Origin of the sequence: Lysobacter sp. 2RAF19, assembly GCF_052115395.1 — a bacterium.
Classification (GTDB): Bacteria; Pseudomonadota; Gammaproteobacteria; order Xanthomonadales; family Xanthomonadaceae; genus Noviluteimonas.
Genome location: NZ_JBFRGO010000001.1, coordinates 648,315 through 666,426, shown reverse-complemented (window position 1 = coordinate 666,426; position 18,112 = coordinate 648,315). Strand labels below are relative to the sequence as shown.

18 protein-coding genes, 1 tRNA gene and 2 pseudogenes are annotated in these 18,112 nt (G+C 68.3%); 13 read left to right on the top strand and 8 right to left on the bottom strand.

All coding sequences use genetic code 11. The features are described 5' to 3' along the window. Nucleotides 1-52 precede the first annotated feature (52 nt). The 5 genes from AB4059_RS03330 to AB4059_RS03310 are packed head-to-tail and all read right to left on the bottom strand — an operon-like array spanning nucleotide 53 to nucleotide 4,122. Nucleotides 53-889 (bottom strand): alpha/beta hydrolase family protein, encoded by an 837-nt coding sequence (locus tag AB4059_RS03330; RefSeq protein ID WP_498976566.1) that lies wholly within the window; start codon nucleotides 887-889, stop codon nucleotides 53-55. After that, nucleotides 886-1,680 carry a bifunctional hydroxymethylpyrimidine kinase/phosphomethylpyrimidine kinase gene (thiD, locus tag AB4059_RS03325; protein ID WP_498976564.1) on the bottom strand — a complete coding sequence of 265 codons (795 nt, stop codon included), beginning with the start codon at nucleotides 1,678-1,680 and terminating at the stop codon, nucleotides 886-888. The genes AB4059_RS03330 and thiD overlap by 4 nt, the downstream gene beginning before the upstream one ends. After that, nucleotides 1,677-3,074, bottom strand: a complete 1,398-nt coding sequence (locus AB4059_RS03320; protein WP_498976562.1) for a PhoH family protein — start codon at nucleotides 3,072-3,074, stop codon at nucleotides 1,677-1,679. Before AB4059_RS03320 ends, thiD begins: the two co-directional genes overlap by 4 nt. After that, nucleotides 3,074-3,562, bottom strand: a complete 489-nt coding sequence (locus tag AB4059_RS03315; RefSeq protein WP_498976560.1) for a peroxiredoxin — start codon at nucleotides 3,560-3,562, stop codon at nucleotides 3,074-3,076. Before AB4059_RS03315 ends, AB4059_RS03320 begins: the two co-directional genes overlap by 1 nt. Then, nucleotides 3,562-4,122, bottom strand: coding sequence for a glycine cleavage system transcriptional repressor (locus tag AB4059_RS03310; RefSeq protein ID WP_156642655.1), 561 nt, complete (start codon nucleotides 4,120-4,122; stop codon nucleotides 3,562-3,564). Before AB4059_RS03310 ends, AB4059_RS03315 begins: the two co-directional genes overlap by 1 nt. A 194-nt stretch (nucleotides 4,123-4,316) precedes the next feature. Here AB4059_RS03310 and dapA point away from each other — a divergent pair, with 194 nt between their 5' ends. Together dapA and AB4059_RS03300 are read left to right on the top strand one after the other, a co-directional pair. Then, entirely contained in the window at nucleotides 4,317-5,222 is a 906-nt protein-coding gene (dapA, locus tag AB4059_RS03305) for a 4-hydroxy-tetrahydrodipicolinate synthase (RefSeq protein WP_498976558.1), read from the top strand. Between the two features lie 14 nt (nucleotides 5,223-5,236). After that, nucleotides 5,237-5,740, top strand: a complete 504-nt coding sequence (locus AB4059_RS03300) for a hypothetical protein (protein WP_498976555.1) — start codon at nucleotides 5,237-5,239, stop codon at nucleotides 5,738-5,740. Between the two features lie 51 nt (nucleotides 5,741-5,791). On the opposite strand, the gene fdxA is transcribed toward AB4059_RS03300, so the two are convergent. Then, nucleotides 5,792-6,115 (bottom strand): ferredoxin FdxA, encoded by a 324-nt coding sequence (gene fdxA / locus AB4059_RS03295; RefSeq protein ID WP_498976553.1) that lies wholly within the window; start codon nucleotides 6,113-6,115, stop codon nucleotides 5,792-5,794. A gap of 147 nt (nucleotides 6,116-6,262) precedes the next feature. Between fdxA and AB4059_RS03290 the strand changes: the two genes are divergently transcribed. After that, complete coding sequence (locus AB4059_RS03290) at nucleotides 6,263-6,430, top strand: hypothetical protein (RefSeq protein ID WP_498976551.1); 168 nt, start codon at nucleotides 6,263-6,265, stop codon at nucleotides 6,428-6,430. An 86-nt stretch (nucleotides 6,431-6,516) separates the two neighbouring features. On the opposite strand, the gene AB4059_RS03285 is transcribed toward AB4059_RS03290, so the two are convergent. Continuing rightward, nucleotides 6,517-6,592 (bottom strand) — tRNA-Glu (locus AB4059_RS03285). Nucleotides 6,593-6,752: 160 nt separating this feature from the next. Here AB4059_RS03285 and pcnB point away from each other — a divergent pair. From pcnB to pgi, 6 genes and pseudogenes are all read left to right on the top strand, one after another. Continuing rightward, nucleotides 6,753-8,054 (top strand): annotated as a pseudogene (gene pcnB, locus AB4059_RS03280) (polynucleotide adenylyltransferase PcnB); the annotation flags it as partial. Next, nucleotides 8,051-8,548, top strand: coding sequence for a 2-amino-4-hydroxy-6-hydroxymethyldihydropteridine diphosphokinase (gene folK / locus AB4059_RS03275; protein ID WP_498976549.1), 498 nt, complete (start codon nucleotides 8,051-8,053; stop codon nucleotides 8,546-8,548). The pseudogene pcnB and the gene folK, both read left to right, overlap by 4 nt. A gap of 47 nt (nucleotides 8,549-8,595) precedes the next feature. Further along, nucleotides 8,596-9,411, top strand: a complete 816-nt coding sequence (panB, locus tag AB4059_RS03270; protein ID WP_498976547.1) for a 3-methyl-2-oxobutanoate hydroxymethyltransferase — start codon at nucleotides 8,596-8,598, stop codon at nucleotides 9,409-9,411. Further along, nucleotides 9,408-10,250: a pantoate--beta-alanine ligase gene (panC, locus tag AB4059_RS03265; RefSeq protein WP_498976545.1), complete on the top strand. Its 843-nt coding sequence runs from the start codon at nucleotides 9,408-9,410 to the stop codon at nucleotides 10,248-10,250. The genes panB and panC overlap by 4 nt, the downstream gene beginning before the upstream one ends. A gap of 105 nt (nucleotides 10,251-10,355) precedes the next feature. Further along, nucleotides 10,356-10,736, top strand: a complete 381-nt coding sequence (panD, locus tag AB4059_RS03260; RefSeq protein WP_498976543.1) for an aspartate 1-decarboxylase — start codon at nucleotides 10,356-10,358, stop codon at nucleotides 10,734-10,736. Nucleotides 10,737-10,747: 11 nt separating this feature from the next. Continuing rightward, entirely contained in the window at nucleotides 10,748-12,268 is a 1,521-nt protein-coding gene (gene pgi / locus AB4059_RS03255) for a glucose-6-phosphate isomerase (protein WP_498976541.1), read from the top strand. Here pgi and queG read toward each other — a convergent pair. Then, entirely contained in the window at nucleotides 12,265-13,344 is a 1,080-nt protein-coding gene (gene queG / locus AB4059_RS03250; RefSeq protein WP_498976539.1) for a tRNA epoxyqueuosine(34) reductase QueG, read from the bottom strand. The genes pgi and queG overlap by 4 nt on opposite strands. Nucleotides 13,345-13,366: 22 nt before the next feature. Here queG and AB4059_RS03245 point away from each other — a divergent pair, with 22 nt between their 5' ends. The 4 genes and pseudogenes from AB4059_RS03245 to mutL form a co-directional block, all read left to right on the top strand. After that, nucleotides 13,367-14,860: an NAD(P)H-hydrate dehydratase gene (locus AB4059_RS03245; protein ID WP_498976537.1), complete on the top strand. Its 1,494-nt coding sequence runs from the start codon at nucleotides 13,367-13,369 to the stop codon at nucleotides 14,858-14,860. Continuing rightward, entirely contained in the window at nucleotides 14,857-15,342 is a 486-nt protein-coding gene (gene tsaE / locus AB4059_RS03240) for a tRNA (adenosine(37)-N6)-threonylcarbamoyltransferase complex ATPase subunit type 1 TsaE (protein ID WP_498976535.1), read from the top strand. Before AB4059_RS03245 ends, tsaE begins: the two co-directional genes overlap by 4 nt. A 78-nt stretch (nucleotides 15,343-15,420) precedes the next feature. After that, entirely contained in the window at nucleotides 15,421-16,899 is a 1,479-nt protein-coding gene (locus tag AB4059_RS03235) for an N-acetylmuramoyl-L-alanine amidase (protein WP_498976533.1), read from the top strand. 43 nt (nucleotides 16,900-16,942) lie between these two features. Further along, nucleotides 16,943-18,086 (top strand): annotated as a pseudogene (mutL, locus tag AB4059_RS03230) (DNA mismatch repair endonuclease MutL); the annotation flags it as partial. Between the last annotated feature and the right edge of the window lie 26 nt (nucleotides 18,087-18,112).

Here is an 18,112-nt window from a genome sequence, read left to right as displayed (position 1 = left end):
CGATCCTACGCCCAACCCGGCAGATACGCGTCGAACCCGACAGCGGATGCAGTCAGCGCAGCAGCGCCTCGACGGTCGCGGCCGGATGCTTCATCCAGTGGTAGTGATCGGCACGCACGCCGGGCGCGGCGACCTCCAGTGCGGTGATCTCGCCGGGGGCTTCCGGCATTTTCGCGAGCAAGGCCTGCAGCGACGATGCCGGGGCGAGCCAGTCGTGCACCATCCGCACCGCGTGGATCGGCACGGTGACGCGACGCAGGGCGACTTCCAGGTCCACCGCCAGGTCCGCGGCGGCGTAGCGGCCGGTCAACCCGCTGCGCGACCAATCCGCCATCACGCCCCGCGCTTCCTGCCCACCGAACCCGAGCCGACGGCCCGGCAGTTTGCCCGCGACGCTGGCGATGCCGTTCAGCAGCCGATACGCCGTCGGCAACCACCAGCGCGAGCGCGGCGGGAATGCGCGCGAATCCGGCGTGCCACTGGCGACCAACCACACGGCCTGCGCGTTGCCCGGGACGAGGCCGGCGCGCACGCACGCCAGTTGCCCGCCGAGGCTGTGGCCGCCGACGATGCGCGCCATGTCGGGCAGCGCATGTTCGATGGCGGCTTCGCACGCGGGCAAATCGGTCATGAGCAATTCGCGATACCCCCAGGTCACGCTTCGCGACGCGCGCACGCTGCTGCTGCCGAGCCCGCGCCAATCGGCGGCGAACACCGCGATGCCGCGCGTCGCCAGCGCATCGGCGAAGGGCATGTAGTGCCGCGCGGCGATGCCCATGCCGCCCAGCCACAGCAGGCTCGCGCTCGGTTGGGATGGAATGCGCGCGGACAGGACGAAGCGATGGCCGTCCTTCGCGACGACGGGCACTTCCATCGATCGCACTGTCATTGCGCGGCCCCGAAATGATCGAGCACGACGATGTCGCTGCGCCCGGGGCGATAGCCGCCCGACAACGCGCGATGCACGTAATCGGAAGCGGCGATGCACGCAGCGCGCACGTCGTCGCCGAGCGCGATGCGCGCGGCGATCGCCGAAGCGAGCGTGCATCCGGTGCCATGCGCTTCGAGCGCGAGGCGCGGGTGGGTGATCGCGTGCGTCCCGGAGGCATCGACCAGGATGTCGACGACGTCGGCGCCACCGTGCAGGTGCCCACCCTTGAGCAACACCGCATCCGCGCCGCTTGCGCGCAGCGCGCTTGCGGCCTCGCGCATCGCTTCGATGGACTCGATCCGCGTGCCGAGCAGCAACTCCGCTTCGGGCAGGTTCGGCGTCGCGATCCTCGCGCGCGGCAGCAATCGCGTGCGCATCGCGTCCAGCGCGTCGTCCGCGAGCAACTTCGCGCCGCTGGTGGCCACCATCACCGGATCGAGCACGACCGGAACATCAGGGCGTTCGTCGAGCAACGCAGCGACGGCATCGATCACCTCCGCCGTCGCCAGCATCCCGAGCTTCACCACGCGCACGTCGAAATCGTCGAAACACGCCTGTACCTGCGCACGCAGGAAGGCGATGTCCGGCACGTGCACCGCGGTGACGCCGCGGGTGTGCTGCGCCGTCAACGCGGCGATGGCCGACAGGCCATGCACGCGATGCGCGGCAAAGGTCTTCAGGTCCGCCTGGATGCCGGCGCCACCGCCGGAATCGGATCCGGCGATGGTCAGCGCGGCGCGCGTGGTCACAGCACTTCGGACGCGTAGTCGGCCAGGCGCGAACGCTCGCCGCGACGCAGGGTCACGTGCGCGCTGTGCGACCAACCCTTGAAGCGATCCACCGCGTAGGTCAGGCCCGACGTGGTTTCGGTGAGATAGGGCGTGTCGATCTGTTCGACGTTGCCCAGGCACACGATCTTCGTCCCCGGGCCCGCGCGCGTGATCAGCGTCTTCATCTGCTTGGGCGTGAGGTTCTGCGCTTCGTCGAGAATGAGATAACGCGACAGGAACGTGCGGCCGCGCATGAAGTTCATCGAGCGGATCTTGATGCGCGAGGCGAGCAGGTCGTTGGTCGCCGCGCGGCCCCAGCTGCCGCCTTCCTGGTTGTGCGTGAGTACTTCCAGGTTGTCGGTGAGCGCGCCCATCCACGGCGTCATCTTTTCTTCCTCGGTGCCCGGCAGGAAGCCGATGTCCTCGCCGACGCTGACCGTCGCGCGGGTCATGATGATTTCGCGGTAACGCTGCTGGTCCATCGTCTGCGCCAGGCCCGCGGCGAGCGCGAGCAGCGTCTTGCCCGTGCCGGCGGTGCCCAGCAGCGAAACGAAATCGATGTCCGGGTCCATCAACGCGTTGAGCGCGAAGTTCTGCTCGCGATTGCGCGCGGCGATGCCCCACACCGCGTGCTGGGTGTGGCGGTAGTCGTCGACGATCTGCAGCACGACCTTGGCGTCGTTGACGCGCGCGACCTTCATCTCCGCTTCTTCTTCGCCCGGCAGGAAGAGGAATTGGTTGGGATACCAGTCGTCGTCGTCGCGGCGCGCGATCTCGTAGAAGGTGCGGCCCTTCTCCGTCCACGACTTGAGTTCCTTGCCGTGGATCGACCAGAAATCTTCCGGCAACTCGGTGGCGCCGGTGTAAAGCAGGCTGAAGTCGTCGAGCGCGCGGTCGTTCTCGTAGTCTTCCGAGTCGATGCCCGCGATCGCCGCCTTGATCCGCAGGTTGATGTCCTTGGAGATGAACACCACCGGCGTGCCCGGTTCCTCGTCCTTCAGCGCGAGGATGGCACCGAGGATGTGGTTGTCCGGAATCACCGCGCCGAAGCGCTTGCCCGCGTCGAAATTGGCGATCTGGAAGCGCAGGCGCCCGGCGGCTTCCTTCCCGCGCAGTTGCAGCCCGTTGGGGTTGGCCAGCGGAATGCCGGCGGCGATGTCCTTGACGCCCTGCGCTTCGATCAACTCGTTGAGGAAGCGGCTGACCTGGCGCGCGTTGCGCGAGGGCTCGGATGTGCCTTTCTTCGCGTTGTCGAGCTCCTCCATGACCTGCATCGGCAGGTACACGTCGTGCTCCTCGAACTTGAACAGCGCGGTCGGGTCGTGCATCAGCACGTTGGTATCGAGCACGTAGATCCGCGGGCTTCGGGTCATCAAGGCTTCCTGTGCGAGGTCAATGCATCGAGCACGGCCTGGGCGTGGCCGGGGACTTTCACGCCGCGCCAGCTTTGCGCGACGCGGGATTCTGGATCGATCAGGAACGTACTGCGTTCGATGCCGATGTACTTGCGGCCGTAAAGCTGTTTTTCCTTGATCACTTCGAACGCGTTGCACAGCGCTTCGTCGGGATCGCTCACCAGTTCGAACCCGAAGCCCTGCTTGTCGCAGAAGTTCTGGTGCGATCGCGCCGAGTCGCGCGAGACGCCGAGGACGTCGGCGCCGAGCTTGCGGAATTTCGGGAGGAGGGCGGCGAAGTCGCGGCCTTCGGTGGTGCAGCCGGGGGTGTTGTCCTTCGGGTAGAAGTACAGCACCAGCCAGCGGCCGGCATGGTCGGACAGCGTCGCTTCTCGCGTGCCGTCCTTGCCCGCGAGCGCCAGCGGCGCATCGAGGACCTTGCGGGGCAGCGGTTTGGCGGTCGCCATCAGAACTTCATCGGATCCATGATGGCGTCGAGGTTCAGGTGGTCGCAGAACTCGAGGAAGTCGTCGCGCAAGGCCGCGATGTGCATGTCCGACGGGATCCCGATGGTGACCTGCGCGGAGAACATGTCGGCGCCGGTCTGCATCGCACGGTAGCGCGAGCAGTGCAGGCTTTCGATGGTGATGCCCTGGCGGTCGAAGAAATCGGCCAGCTGGAAGAGGATGCCGGGCTTGTCGGCCGCCACCACTTCCACGATGTAGGGCAACAGGTTGGACTGCACCTGCTTGGGGCCGGTGCGATAGAACACCAGCTTCAGGCCTTCCTCGCGTTCGAGGCGGCCGAGCATGGTTTCGAGTTTGGCGACGGCATCCCACGACCCGGTGGCGAGCGCCGTGACCGAGACATCGCGCCCCACGGTACTCAGGCGCGCATCGACCAGATTGCAGCCGCTGTCGGAAATGCGGCGGGTGACCGCGAGCAGGGGCGACTGCGGGTGCGTCGTGTACGCGTTGATGAGCAGGTGGTTCTCGTTCGGCGCAGGACGGGTGGGGGTTTCGGTCAAGGCGGCCTTCCGAGGTCTGAACGAGTCCCCGAAAATCCTCCGGGGCCGCGGCCAGCATACTTGCCGCTGGTTTCACGCCGCAAGTAAGATCGCGACGGGCGGCGACGCTTCCGCTCATCCGTTGCCGTGCAAAACACGCGCAATGCCGGAGGATTTCCGGCATCTTTGTCCACTTCACCCAAGAGCCCACCGTCTTGCGACCGACCGGCAGCATCACTGCGCTCGCCACGCCCTTCACGGCGAAAGGCGAACTCGACCTCGACGCCTGGCGTCGCCTCATCGATCTCCAGCTCGCCGGCGGCACGCAAGCCGTGGTCGTGGCCGGTTCGACGGGCGAAGCGGCGGCGTTGTTCGACGTGGAATACGACGCATTGCTGCGCACCGCGGTGGAACGCATCGCCGGGCGCATTCCGGTGCTCGCCGGCACGGGCCAATCCAATACCGAGAAGACCATCGAAGCCACGCGCCGCGCGAAGGCGCTGGGCGCCGACGCCGCGCTGGTGGTGACGCCCCCCTACGTGCGCCCGACGCAGGCCGGCCTGGTCGCGCATTACCGCGCGGTCGCCGACGACGGCGCGCTGCCGATCGTCCTGTACAACGTGCCCGGGCGCACCGGCTGCGACATGCTGCCCGAGACCGTCGCCGCGCTCGCCGGCCATGCGCGCATCGTCGCGCTGAAGGAAGCGCGCAGCGATGTCGAACGCATGGAGGCGCTGCTGCCGTTGCGCAGCGCGTCCTTCGCGATCCTCAGCGGCGACGATCCCACCGCCTGCCGCGCGATGCTCGCCGGCGCCGATGGCGTGATTTCGGTCGCTTCCAACGTGTTGCCGGCCGCTTTCCGCCGCTTGTGCGACCTGGCGCGCAAGGGCGATCGCGACGGTGCGCAAGCGCTCGATGCGCGCCTGCGCGATGCCAACGATTTCCTCGGCGTGGAGCCCAATCCGATTCCCGTCAAGGCGCTGCTCGCGCACATGGGCATCGGCCACGGTCTGCGCCTTCCCTTGTTGCCTCTTTCCGCGACACATGCCGTGCGTACGCCGGTCGTCGCCGCGGCCATCCTCGAAATCGAAAACGCGATCCGCGACGCGCTCGCGGCCTGACAGGAGTTTTTCCAATGCGCCTTACCCCCATGTTCCTCCGTTCGGCCGTTGCCGCCGCGCTGCTCGTCGGCCTGCTCGGTGGCTGCCACTGGTTCAAGAAGGACAGCGAGCTGTACAAGGAAGATGTCGCCGCGCGTCCGCTCGAAGTGCCGCCCGACCTCGACAAGCCGGCCGTCGACGCCGCGATGAAGATGCCGCCGACCGCTTCGGCCGCGGCCGCCACGCCGGTCGCCGGCGCGGGCACCACGCCGCTGGGCTTCACCGTCGCCGGTGAGCGCGATGCGGTGTTCGCGAAGGTCGGCGACGCGCTCGGCGGCATCGCGGGCGCGACCATCGCCAGCCGCGCGCAGCTGCTGGGCACCTACGACGTCGACTTCGAAGGCGCGAAGTTCCTGATCCGCGTGACCAAGACCGACGCCGGCGTGTACGTCAGCGCGGTGGATCCGCGCGGCCTGCCCGCGACGGGCGAAGCGCCGGTGAAGCTGATGGCGTCCCTGAAGACCGCGCTCGGCGGCTGATCCAGGCGCCATCGCCGGAAACGAAACGGGCGCCCTGGGCGCCCGTTTTTTTTACTTCTCGAGAAGCGGCAACTTGTCCGGCTTGCCTTCCCAGTCCTTCGCATCGGCCGGTGCGTCCTTGCGCACCGTGATCACCGGCCAGCCCTTCGACAGTTCGGCGTTGAGCTGCACGAACTGCTCCTGGCCCGCGGGGACATCGTCCTCGGGGTAGATCGCGTTCACCGGGCACTCGGGCTCGCAGAGCGTGCAGTCGATGCACTCGTCGGGGTCGATCACCAGGAAGTTCGGGCCCTCGTGGAAGCAGTCGACGGGACACACCTCCACGCAGTCGGTGTATTTGCACTTGATGCAGTTTTCGGTGACGACGAAGGGCATGGGCGCAGGCAAAGGCGATTTCGGAGGCGGAAGTGTAGCGGCTGCGCACGCATGAGGGCGTCCGACGTACGGTCACCCCGCAGTGCACAACGGCGTTACTGTTGGGCTCGGCCTGGGGGGCAGGCCGACTACGCAAGGGGAAACACCATGAGTCATGAGCCCGGTTCACCGGATGCGTTCGCGCAGGCGATGCTCGAGCGTGCGCAGGATCCGTCCATCGCCGCCCGGCCCGAGAAGGGCATGCCGATGGAAATGCTCGCCGCCGCGCTCGTCGCGGTCGCGCTCGCCGGCCTGGCGTACGCACTGGCGACTTGATCGGCGCTGATCGCGCGGGCCTGGCCCGCGCGGTCGGACCCGAAGCTCCCACGAGGTGGGGGTAGGGGGACCGTTCCCTTCGTGTTTGGTACTCCCAACGGGATTCGAACCCGTGTGTCCACCTTGAGAGGGTGGTGTCCTAGGCCTCTAGACGATGGGAGCGTAGGGGGTGCGAGGGCGCCTTTCCGTGTGCAAACAAGGCCCTGCGCGAAGGCTTGCTACTATACGGGCCGCCGTGGCCCCAGGCAACGGAACGTCCTTCCACCGGCCCTGAATGTCTACCATCACCGTTTCTCCTCCCGCCGCCATCGCCGTGCATGCGCGCAGCATCGCGCGCGACGCGCATCCGATCTCGCGCAAGGACATCAGTCCCAACGCCCTGCGGGTGCTTTATCGCCTGCGTGAAGGCGGCTTCGGCGCCTATCTCGTCGGCGGCGCCGTGCGCGACCTGCTCGTCGGCGGGCATCCCAAAGACTTCGACGTGGCCACCTCGGCCACGCCCGAGCAGGTCAAGGCGCTGTTCCGCAATTGCCGCCTGATCGGCCGGCGCTTCCGGCTCGCGCACGTGGTCTACGGGCGCGAAATCATCGAAGTGGCGACCTTCCGCTCCAATGCCGACGACGGCAGCGGCGACCGCGAAACCCACGAAGGCGGGCGCCTGCTGCGCGACAACGTCTACGGCACGATCGAGGAAGACGCGATCCGCCGCGACTTCACCGCCAACGCCCTGTACTACGCGATCGAGGATTTCTCGGTGCGCGATTTCGTCGGCGGCTATGAAGACGTGCAGGCGCGCGTGCTGCGCCTGATCGGCGATCCGGAAACGCGTTATCGCGAAGACCCGGTGCGCATGCTGCGTGCGATCCGCCTGGCGGCGAAGCTCGATTTCACGATCGAAGAAAACACCGCCGCGCCGATTCCCGCGCTGGCGCCGCTGTTGCGCGAATCGGCGCCGGCGCGCCTGTTCGAAGAATCGCTGAAGATGTTCCTGTCGGGGCATGCGGTGGCGAGCTTCGAACGCCTCGAACAACACGGCCTGCTGCCGGTCTTCCTGCCCGAAACGGCGAAGGCGCTGGCGTCCAACCGCAGCGGCGCATTGCGTCGCATGCTGATCGAAGGCCTGCGCAGCACCGATATGCGCGTGGCCAACGACGAACCGGTCTCGCCCGCGTTCCTCTTCGCCGTGCTGCTGTGGCCGGCGTATTGCCGCGACCTGATGCAGTTGCAGGCGCAGGGTGTGCACGCGGCCGAAGCGCAGCGGCGCGCGGCCGATCGCGTCACCTTGCACCAACTCAACACCATCGCATTGCCGCGTCGCTTCTCGCTGCCGATGCAGGAAATCTGGATGCTGCAATCGCGTTTTTCGCAGCGCCAGCGCAAGCGCGTGTTCCGCCTGTTGTCGCATCCGCGCTTCCGCGCGGCATTCGATTTCCTGCAGTTGCGCCAGTTCGCATCGCCCGAACACGCCGAGGACATCGCGTTCTGGGCGGACGTGCAGACGCAGCCGGGCGAAATGGTCGCCGCGCAGCTGGAGGCCCAGGCCATCGAAGCGGCCGAAGGCGAGGCGCCGCGTCGCCGTCGCCGTCGCCGGCGTCCCACCAACGGCGGCGGCGCGGCCGAGTGATCGGCCGCGTGCAGGCGTGCGTCGGCCTCGGCGCCAACCTCGGTGATGCCCTTGCCGCCGTGCAGGGCGCATTGCAGGCGCTGGACGCTCTGCCCGACACCCGATTGCTGCACGCCTCGCGCCTGTACCGCACGCCGGCCTGGGGCAAGACCGACCAGCCGGCGTTCGTGAACGCGGCCGCCGTGCTCGAGACCACCCTGGATGCACGCGCCTTGCTCGATCAGATGCTCCAGATCGAACGCGATTGGGGACGCGACCGCGCCGGCGACGGCAGCGACCGCTGGGGCGCACGCACGCTCGACCTCGACCTGTTGCTCTACGGCGATGCGGTCATCGACGAACCCGGCCTGCGCGTGCCGCATCCGCATCTCCACGAACGCGCCTTCGCGCTGGTGCCGCTGGTCGAAATCGCGCCCGACATCGTGATCCCCGGCCACGGCCGAGCCGCCGACATCGTCGCGGCGATGGTCACGGGCGACATTCATGCCCTGTGACATTCATGCGACGTCCGCGCACCGGGCCGACGCGCTACGCTAGCCATATGTATACGAGCACCGACGCCAAGCCCTGGACCGTTCCCATGCTCGCCGACGCCAAGCGCGACGGCCGCAAGCTGGTCATGCTCACATGCTACGACGCCGGTTTCGCGCGCGTCATGGACGACAAGGGCGTGGACCTGGTGCTGGTCGGCGATTCGCTCGGCATGGTGGTGCAGGGCCACGACAGCACGCTGCCGGTCACCGTTGCCGACGTCGCCTATCACGTGGCCTGCGTCGGTCGCGGCTTGCAACGCGCGCTGCTGATCGCCGATCTGCCCTTCGGCGCCGACGCCACGCCCGAGCGCGCCCTGGATGCATCGCTGAAGTTGCTGCAGGCGGGCGCGGCGATGGTCAAGCTCGAAGGCGCCGACCACAAACTCGACGTCATCCGTTTCCTCGTCGATCGCGAGATCCCGGTTTGCGCGCACCTGGGCCTGACGCCGCAATCGGTGCTGCGCCTGGGCGGTTACAAGGTGCAGGGGCGCGAAGACAAGGCGGCGAAGAAGATCTGCGAAGACGCGCTGGCCGTCGCGAAAGCCGGCGCCGCGTTGCTCGTGCTCGAATGCGTTCCCTCGTCGCTGGCCGCCGCCATCACCGTCGCCAGCCCGATTCCCACCATCGGCATCGGCGCGGGCGCCGCGTGCGATGGCCAGGTGTTGGTGCTGCACGATCTGCTCGGCGTGAACACCGGGCATCGCCGTCCGAAATTCGTGAAGGACTTCCTCGCCCAGGGCGGTTCGATCGCCGGTGCGATCCAGGCCTTCGCCGACGACGTGCGCAGCGGCGCGTTCCCCGACGCCGCGCACGCCTACGAATGACGCTCGAGGTCGCCACCGGCCTCGACGAGCTGCGCGCGCACGTCGGTGAGTGGAAGCGCGCGGGCCTGCGCGTGGGTTTCGTGCCGACGCTCGGCAACCTGCATGCAGGCCACTATTCGCTCGTCGAACTTGCGCGCAGGCACGTCGATCGCGTGGTCGCGAGCGTGTTCGTCAATCCGACCCAGTTCGGGCCGAACGAAGACTTCGCGCGTTATCCGCGCACGCCCGACGCCGATGCCGCGGGCCTGGCGGCCGCCGGTTGCCATCTGTTGTGGATGCCCGAGGTGGCGACGATGTACCCCTACGGGTCGGACAACGCGGTGCGCATCCGCGTGCCCGGCGTGACCGAGGTGCTGGAAGGCGCGCATCGCCCGGGGCATTTCGATGGGGTGGCGACGGTGGTCTCGCGCCTGTTCCTGCAGGTGCAGCCGGACGTGGCCGTGTTCGGGCGCAAGGATTACCAGCAGCTCGCCGTGATCCGCTACCTGGCGCGCGACCTCGCGTTCCCGATCGAGGTGCTGGCCGCCGAGACGTTCCGCGAGTCCGACGGCCTGGCCATGAGCTCGCGCAACCAGTACCTGTCGGCGGAAGAACGGCCGGTGGCGGCGACCATCCACCGCACGCTGTTGCGCATGCGCGAGGCCACGCTGGCCGGAACACCGCGTTCCGCAGTCGAGGGGCAGGCGAGGGAGACGCTCACGGCGGCTGGCTTCGACGTCGACTACGCTGTCGTACGCACACCGGAACTGCTTGAACCACAAGACATTCCCGGTCCGCGCGTGGCGCTGGTCGCGGCCCGACTGGGCCGCACCCGCCTGATCGACAACCTCGAATTCTGAACGCAGGGCCCGTCGCCGGCCCCCTTTGTTGCGGCGCGGAAAACCCCTATCTAGACTGCGCACCTTTCCCGGGCCCCACGCCCGGCCTTCCCGCGGAGCCGTTCCATGCAGCTCAACCTGCTCAAAGCCAAGATCCACCGCGCCACGGTCACGCATGCCGAGCTGCATTACGAAGGCTCGTGCGCGATCGACGGCCGCCTGCTCGACATCAGCGGCATCCGCGAGTACGAACAGATCCACATCTACAACGTCAACAACGGCATGCGGTTCGTGACCTATGCCATCCGCGGCGAAGAAGGCTCGGGCGTGATCTCGGTCAACGGCGCGGCCGCGCACTGCGCCTCGCCGGGCGACCTGGTGATCATCTGCGCCTACGCGTCGATGGACGAAGCCGAAGCGGCGAAATACAAGCCGACCTGCGTCTACGTCGATCGCCACAACGCGCTGACGCACACCAATCACTCGATGCCGAAGCAGGCTGCGTGATACTGGGGCGCATGGACGCCAGCCCCTTCAAGCAGCACTTCCAGGCCCTGCGCGCGCACGCCGCGCGCCTGGGCGCCACGCCGATCCGGACGCTGGTGCAGGCGCCGGGCCGCGCCAGCGACCTGGCATTCCGCGTCGGTCCGGTCTATGCGAACTTCGCGCGCCAGCGGTACGACGCCGCGGCGATCGATGCGTTGTTCGAACTCGCCGATACGGCGCAATTCCCCGAACGCGTGCGCGACCTGTTCGACGGCAAGCGCGTGAATCCGACCGAAGACCGCGCCGCATTGCACACGGCCTTGCGCAGCGCATTGAGCGATGCGCCCATTGCGGTGGCCGCGCATGAACAAGCGCAGGCCGCGCTCGCGCGCATGCGCCGCGTGGTCGATCTGTTGCAGGACACGCCGGTCACCGACGTCGTCAGCATCGGCATCGGTGGATCGGATCTCGGTCCGCGCCTGGTCGTCGATGCCTTGTCGCCGCCGAAGCCCGGTCGCTTCCGCGTCCATTTCATTTCGAATGTCGACGGCGCCGCCGCACAGCGCGTGCTCGCCGGCCTCGATCCGAAGCGCACCGCGGCCATCATCGTTTCGAAAACCTTCGGCACGCAGGAAACGCTGCTCAACGGCGGCATCGTGCGCGAATGGCTCGGCGACGACACGCGCCTGCTCGCGGTCACCGCGAACGTCGCGCGTGCGGCAGAGTGGGGCATTCCCGAAGCACGCATCCTTCCGATGTGGGATTGGGTCGGCGGCCGATATTCCCTGTGGTCGGCGGTCGGCTTGCCGATCGGCCTGGCGCTGGGCATGCCGGCGTTCGAAGCGTTGCTTGCCGGCGCGGCGGAGATGGACGCGCACGTGTTGCAAGCCGCGCCGCGCGAAAACCTCGGTTATTGGCACGCCTTGACGGCGGTGTGGAATCGCAACGCGATGGGCTTGTCCTCGCACGGCGTGTTCCCGTACGACGATCGCCTGAAGCTGCTGCCGGCGCACCTGCAACAGGTGGTGATGGAAAGCCTGGGCAAGTCCGTGCGACTCGACGGCACGCCCGTCGCCGAGCGCACGGTGCCGGTGTGGTGGGGCGGTGCGGGCACCGATGTGCAGCACAGCTTTTTCCAGGCGCTGCACCAGGGCACCGACATCATTCCCGGCGATTTCGTCGGCACGCTCCAGGCCGACCACCCGCATCGCGAAAGCCACCGCGCCTTGTTCGCGAACCTGCTCGCGCAGACCGAAGCCTTCGCCAACGGGCAGGACAGTGAAGATCCGCATCGTCGCTACGCGGGCAATCGCCCGAGCACGATGGTGTTGCTCGATGCGCTGACGCCGCGTTCGCTCGGTGCGCTGATCGCGCTGTACGAGCACAGCGTCTACCTGCAATCGGTCGCGTGGAGCATCAACGCCTTCGATCAATTCGGCGTCGAATTGGGCAAGCAGGTCGCAAGCAGCCTGTTGCCGGCGATGCGCGGGCAGAAGGCGGAGATCGCCGATCCGGTGACGCAGGCCTTGCTGGACCAGATCCTGCGCGACTAATGCGCATGGCGCGCGAGCGCCCATTCCACGTGCTCGCGCACGACCGGATCGTCGATGTCCCTGCGCGCGTCCAATGCAGCCAACACCTGCGGCGTGGTCGGCGCATTGCCCAGGGCCACGGCGATGTTGCGTAGCCAACGCGAATAACCGCTGCGACGGATCGCCGAGCCTTCGGTGCGCCGGAGGAATTCGTCTTCCGTCCACGCGAACAGATCCGGCAAGGTCGCCGTATCCAGGTCGTTGCGTGCGCGGAAATCCGGTTCGTCGGTGCGCCGCGCGAACTTGTTCCAGGGGCAGATCAACTGACAGTCGTCGCAACCGAAGATGCGATTGCCCATCAGCGGGCGCAACTCGGGATCGATGCTGCCTTCGTGTTCGATCGTCAGATACGAGATGCAGCGCCGCGCATCCAGGCGATTGGGCGCGATGATCGCCTGCGTCGGGCAGATGTCGATGCAACGCGTGCACGTGCCGCAATGCGCGCTCGCAGGTTCGTCGACGGGCAAGGGAATGTCGACGAACACCTCGCCGAGGAAAAACCACGAGCCCGCGTCGCGATCGATCAGGCAGGTGTTCTTCCCGATCCACCCCAGTCCTGCGTTGCGCGCCAGCGCGCGTTCGAGCACCGGCGCCGAATCGACGAACACCCGATGTCCGAACGGGCCCACGAGCGCGGCGATGCGATCGGCCAGGGTCTGCAGCCGATTGCGCATCAGCTTGTGGTAATCGCGGCCCAGCGCGTAGCGCGCGACGTAGGCGCGCTCGCCATCGTCCAGCGTCTGCCACGCGAAGGCGTCGTCCTGCGCGTAATCCAGCCCGACCGAAATCACCCGCACGGTGCCCGGGACGAGTTCGCCGGGGCGCGACCGCTTGTCGCCGTGGCGCGCCATCCAGTCCATCGACCCGTACAGGCCCTGCATCAGCCAATCGCGCAGGTGGGCCTCGTCGGCGCCCAGCTCCACGCCCGCGATGCCCACGCGCTGGAAGCCCAGTTCGTTGGCCAGCACACGGATCTGCGCGGCCAGGACATTGCCCTCGGGTGCAGGATGCGACGGCGTTGGCGTCTGGGAGGCCATCTGCCAAGTATAGAATCCGACGATGCTTGCGACCCTTGCGCTGTACGACACGAAGGCCGCGCGCGCGCTCGATGCGCGCGCCACGGCCGAAATGGGCGGCGACGCCTTCGAACTGATGCGACGCGCGGGCCGCGCGGCCTGGCACTGCGCGCTGCGCCACTGGCCGCAGGCGCAACGCATCGTGGTGGTCTGCGGCCCGGGCAACAACGGTGGGGACGGGTACGTCCTCGCGCGTCTTGCGCTGGAAGCGGGCCGCAACGTGCGCGTGGTGCGCCTGCCGGAGCATTCGCCCACCACGCCGTCCGCGCAGCGGGCACGCGACGAATTCCGCGATCGCCAGGGCCGCGTCGAAGCCTTCGTCGACACGCTTCCGCCGGCCGACCTGATCGTCGACGCCTTGTTCGGCATCGGCCTGACGCGTGCGCCCGAGGGCGCCGCGAAGACGCTGATCGACGCGATCAACGCGCAGGGCGCGCCGCGTCTGTCGATCGACGTGCCCAGCGGCATCGACGCCGACACCGGCGGGATGCCCGGCGTGGCCGTCGCCGCCACGCGTACGCTGGAATTCATCGTGCCCAAGCCCGGCTTGCACACCGGCCCGGCGATGACGATGCGCGGCCGCCCGGAGCTGGCCGAACTGTCGATGCCGCCGCACATGTTCGATGGCATCCAACCCCATTCGGCCTTGTTGTTGCCCGAATCCCTGAAAGGCGCGCTGCGTCCGCGTGCCCGCGACGCGCACAAGGGCGATTCGGGGCGCGTGCTGTGCCTGGGCGGCGACCATGGCAGCGGGGGCGCGATCATGCTGTGCGCCGAAGCCGCGTTGCGCGCCGGTGCAGGGCTCGTGGATGTCGCCACGCGCGAGGAATACGTGGGTGCGTTGCTCGCACGCCGGCCCGAAGCGATGGCGCGCGCGGTGGAACGCAGCGAAGACCTCGCGGGCCAATTGGAACGCGCGGATATCGTCGCCGCCGGGCCCGGCTTGGGGCAGGGCATGTGGGGGCGCGTGTTGTTCGGTGCGGCGCTGGGGTCGGGCAAACCGCTCGTGCTCGATGCCGATGCGCTGAACCTGCTCGCCACGCGCGAATCCGTCGCATTGCCGCCGGGCACGATCCTCACGCCGCATCCGGGCGAAGCCGCGCGCCTGCTCGGTGTCGCGACGGCGGAAATCCAGAACGATCGCTACGGTGCGGCGAATGCGATCGCGGAAAAATTCAATGCCGTGGTCGTGTTGAAGGGCGCGGGCACCGTCGTGGTCGAACGCGGCCGGCGCACGGGCGTGATCGGCGCGGGCAATCCCGGCATGGCCGTCGGCGGCATGGGCGATTTGCTCACCGGCGTGATCGCGGCCTTGCGTGCGCAGGGCATGTCGGCCTTCGACGCTGCGTGCATCGGTGCATTGCTGCATGCCAGCGCCGGCGACGAAGCCGCACGCGATGGCGGCGAGCGCGGTTTGTTGCCGTCGGATTTGCTGCCGCGCCTGCGTCGCCTCGCCAATCCCGACGCCGTGCGTTGATGCGCGCCTTCCTGCCCACGCCCGACGATACCGATCGCATCGCCGCGGTTTTCGCGCGCACGCGTCCGCCGCGCGCGGTCGTGCATTTGCGCGGCGACCTGGGCGCGGGAAAATCCACGTTCGCGCGCGCGTTGTTGCGCACGCTCGGCGTGCGCGGTGCAATTCGCAGTCCGACCTACACGCTCGTGGAGCGTTATCCGCTCGACGAGGGTGGCGATGCCTTGCACCTGGACCTGTATCGCATCGGCGATCCGGGCGAACTCGAATTCCTCGGCCTCGACGCGGGCGAAGGCGCACTCTGGCTGGTGGAGTGGCCTGAGCGCGGAGGGCGGGCCCTGCCGCCGGCCGACCTGGACCTCCTGCTGGCCCTGGAAGGCGACGGGCGGTCGCTCGATGCCGTCGCGGGGTCCCCGGTGGGCGACGAGTGGTTGCGCCGTTTGGCCGGTTTACCCGACTTGCATGCGTTTGTTCCCCCTCGCTGAGAACAAACGACGGCAGGTGCCGGATAGTTAAGGGAAAAGTGGTTGCAAATCCTTGCGGCCGGTGCTTAACTCCCGGCCATGCGTATCAAGGGGGCCACCGTGCAGCAATGGGCACTCGGCGCAGCGCTGATCTTCGCGCTGTGCTGGAACATCGCGCGCGCCGGTGAAATCAAGGGCCTGACCATCGACGAAGGCGCCACCGGCACCCGCGCCGAACTGCTGCTCGATGGGCCCGCCAGCTACTCGACCCTGACCCTCGCCGGCCCCGACCGCCTGGTCGTGGACCTCCCGTCCTCCAAGCTCGGCCGCTTCGCGCTGCCCGAGGGCGCCGGCGTCGTGAAGTCGGTCCGCACCGGCCAGCCGGTGCCGGGCACGGTGCGCGTGGTGTTCGACCTGGCATCGCCCGTCGTCGGCCTGAAGCCCCGCATCGAAACCACCGACGGCGTCACCCGCCTGGTGCTCGAGTGGCCGGGCGACGGCAAGGCCGTGGCGGCGACCGCAGTCGCCGCTTCGCCTGCGCTGGTCTCGAAGCCCATGGTCGACGATCCCATCGGCGCCTTCGCCAACAAGCCCGAAGAACCCTCGCCGCAGGAAACCGCCGCGCGTTCGGCCGAAGCCACCTCGCGCCTGGTCGCCAGCTTGCCGAGCGGGCAGGTCGCGTCGATCAGGCCCGCGACTACGGTGCCGACCACCGCGTCGACGCAGCTTCCGAAATACACCGTCGTTCCCGCGCCGATCGCCTCGCCCACGCCGCCGCCGGGCGCGACCAAGTCGATGCAACAGTTGCGCGGCAGCGGCATGCGCGAGTTGGTCATTGCCATCGACGCCGGCCACGGCGGCCAGGATCCCGGTGCGCGCGGCGGCAAGGGCACGCGCGAGAAAGACGTGACGCTCGCGATCGCGCGCGAACTGGCGCGCCAGATCAACGCCACGCCCGGCCTGAAGGCCTACCTCACCCGCGACACCGACGTGTTCATCCCGCTGGCGCAGCGCTACCAGAAGGCGCGCGCGGCGAAGGCGGACATGTTCGTGTCGATCCACGCCGACGCCTTCAACAATCCCGATGCCAGCGGCTCGTCGGTGTTCGTGCTGTCCCAGCGCGGCGCCTCGTCGCAGGCCGCGCGCTGGCTGGCGAACCAGGAAAACGCAGCCGACCTGGTCGGCGGCGTGCGCCTGCAGGACAAGGACAACACGCTCGCCTCGGTCCTGCTGGACCTGTCGCAGAGCGCGACGATGAAAGCCTCCGAAGACATCGCCGGGCACGTGCTGGTCGGCCTGAAGAAACTGGGCCGCACGCACAAGGCCGGCGTTGAGCGCGCGAACTTCGTCGTGCTGCGCTCGCCCGACGTCCCCTCGATGCTGGTCGAAACCGCGTTCATCACCAATCCGGAAGAAGAACGCCGCCTCAACGACCCGCGCCACCAGGGCGAACTCGCGCGCGCGATCCTCGATGGGGTCAACACCTACTTCACCCGCCAGCCGCCGCCGGGAACGCTGTATGCCGCGCGTGCGGAGGCTGCGGAGAATCCCACGGCGAGCGCCGCCGGCAGCCGCTGACGGCGGGTATGATCGGCGCTGCTCTTCCGTGCAGCGCCGCGCAGTGCCCATCCGCCAACTTCCCGACACCCTGATCAACCAGATCGCCGCAGGCGAGGTCGTCGAACGGCCCGCGTCGGTGGTCAAGGAATTGGTGGAAAACGCGCTGGATGCCGGCGCCCGCCGCGTCGAAATCGACCTGGAAGAAGGCGGCATCCGCCTGATCCGCGTGCGCGACGACGGCGGCGGCATCGCACCGGAGGAACTCGCGCTCGCCGTGCAACGGCACGCGACCAGCAAGATCGCTTCGCTCGACGATCTGGAAGCCGTCGCCACGCTCGGTTTCCGTGGCGAAGCGCTGCCGTCGATCGCCTCGGTCAGCCGCTTCATGCTCGCCTCGCGACGCACCGACGCCGACCATGGCGCGGCCCTGCAGGTCGACGGCGGTCGCTTCGGCGACGTCGCACCGAAGGCGCATCCGCACGGCACGACCGTCGAGGTGCGCGACCTGTTCTACAACGTCCCCGCGCGTCGCAAGTTCCTGCGCGCCGAACGCACGGAGCTGGGCCACATCGAGGAGTGGTTGCGTTCGCTCGCGCTCGCGCGCCCCGATGTCGAACTGCGCGTCTCGCACAACGGCCGCCCCGCGCGTCGTTACCGCGGCGACGGCATGCTCGCGTCCACCGACCGCCTGTTCGAAACCCTGGGCGAAGAGTTCGCGAAGCATGCGCTGCGCGTCGAACACGCAGGCGCCGGCTTGCGCCTGCATGGCTGGATCGCGCAACCGGTGTACAACCGCGCGAGCGCCGACCAGCAGTATCTCTACGTCAATGGCCGCAGCGTGCGCGATCGCAACGTCGCGCACGCGGTGAAGCAGGCTTACGCCGACGTATTGTTCCATGGGCGCCAACCGGCGTACGTACTGTTCCTCGAGCTCGATCCGCGCACGGTCGACGTCAACGTGCATCCGGCCAAGCACGAAGTGCGTTTCCGCGAATCGCGCCTGGTGCACGACTTCGTCTATCGCACGCTGCATGCCGCGCTGGCCGAGACGCGCGCGGGTTTGACCGCGGAAACCGCGGCACCGGCCGTTTCCGAATCGGCATCGCGCACCTGGGTCGGCCCCTCGTGGACCGGCGCGGATCAGTCCGGCCTGTCGCTGCGCGTGGGCGATGCGCGCGCGGCGTACGCGGCGCTGTACGCGAACGACGAGGTCGCGCTCGCCCAAGCCCCG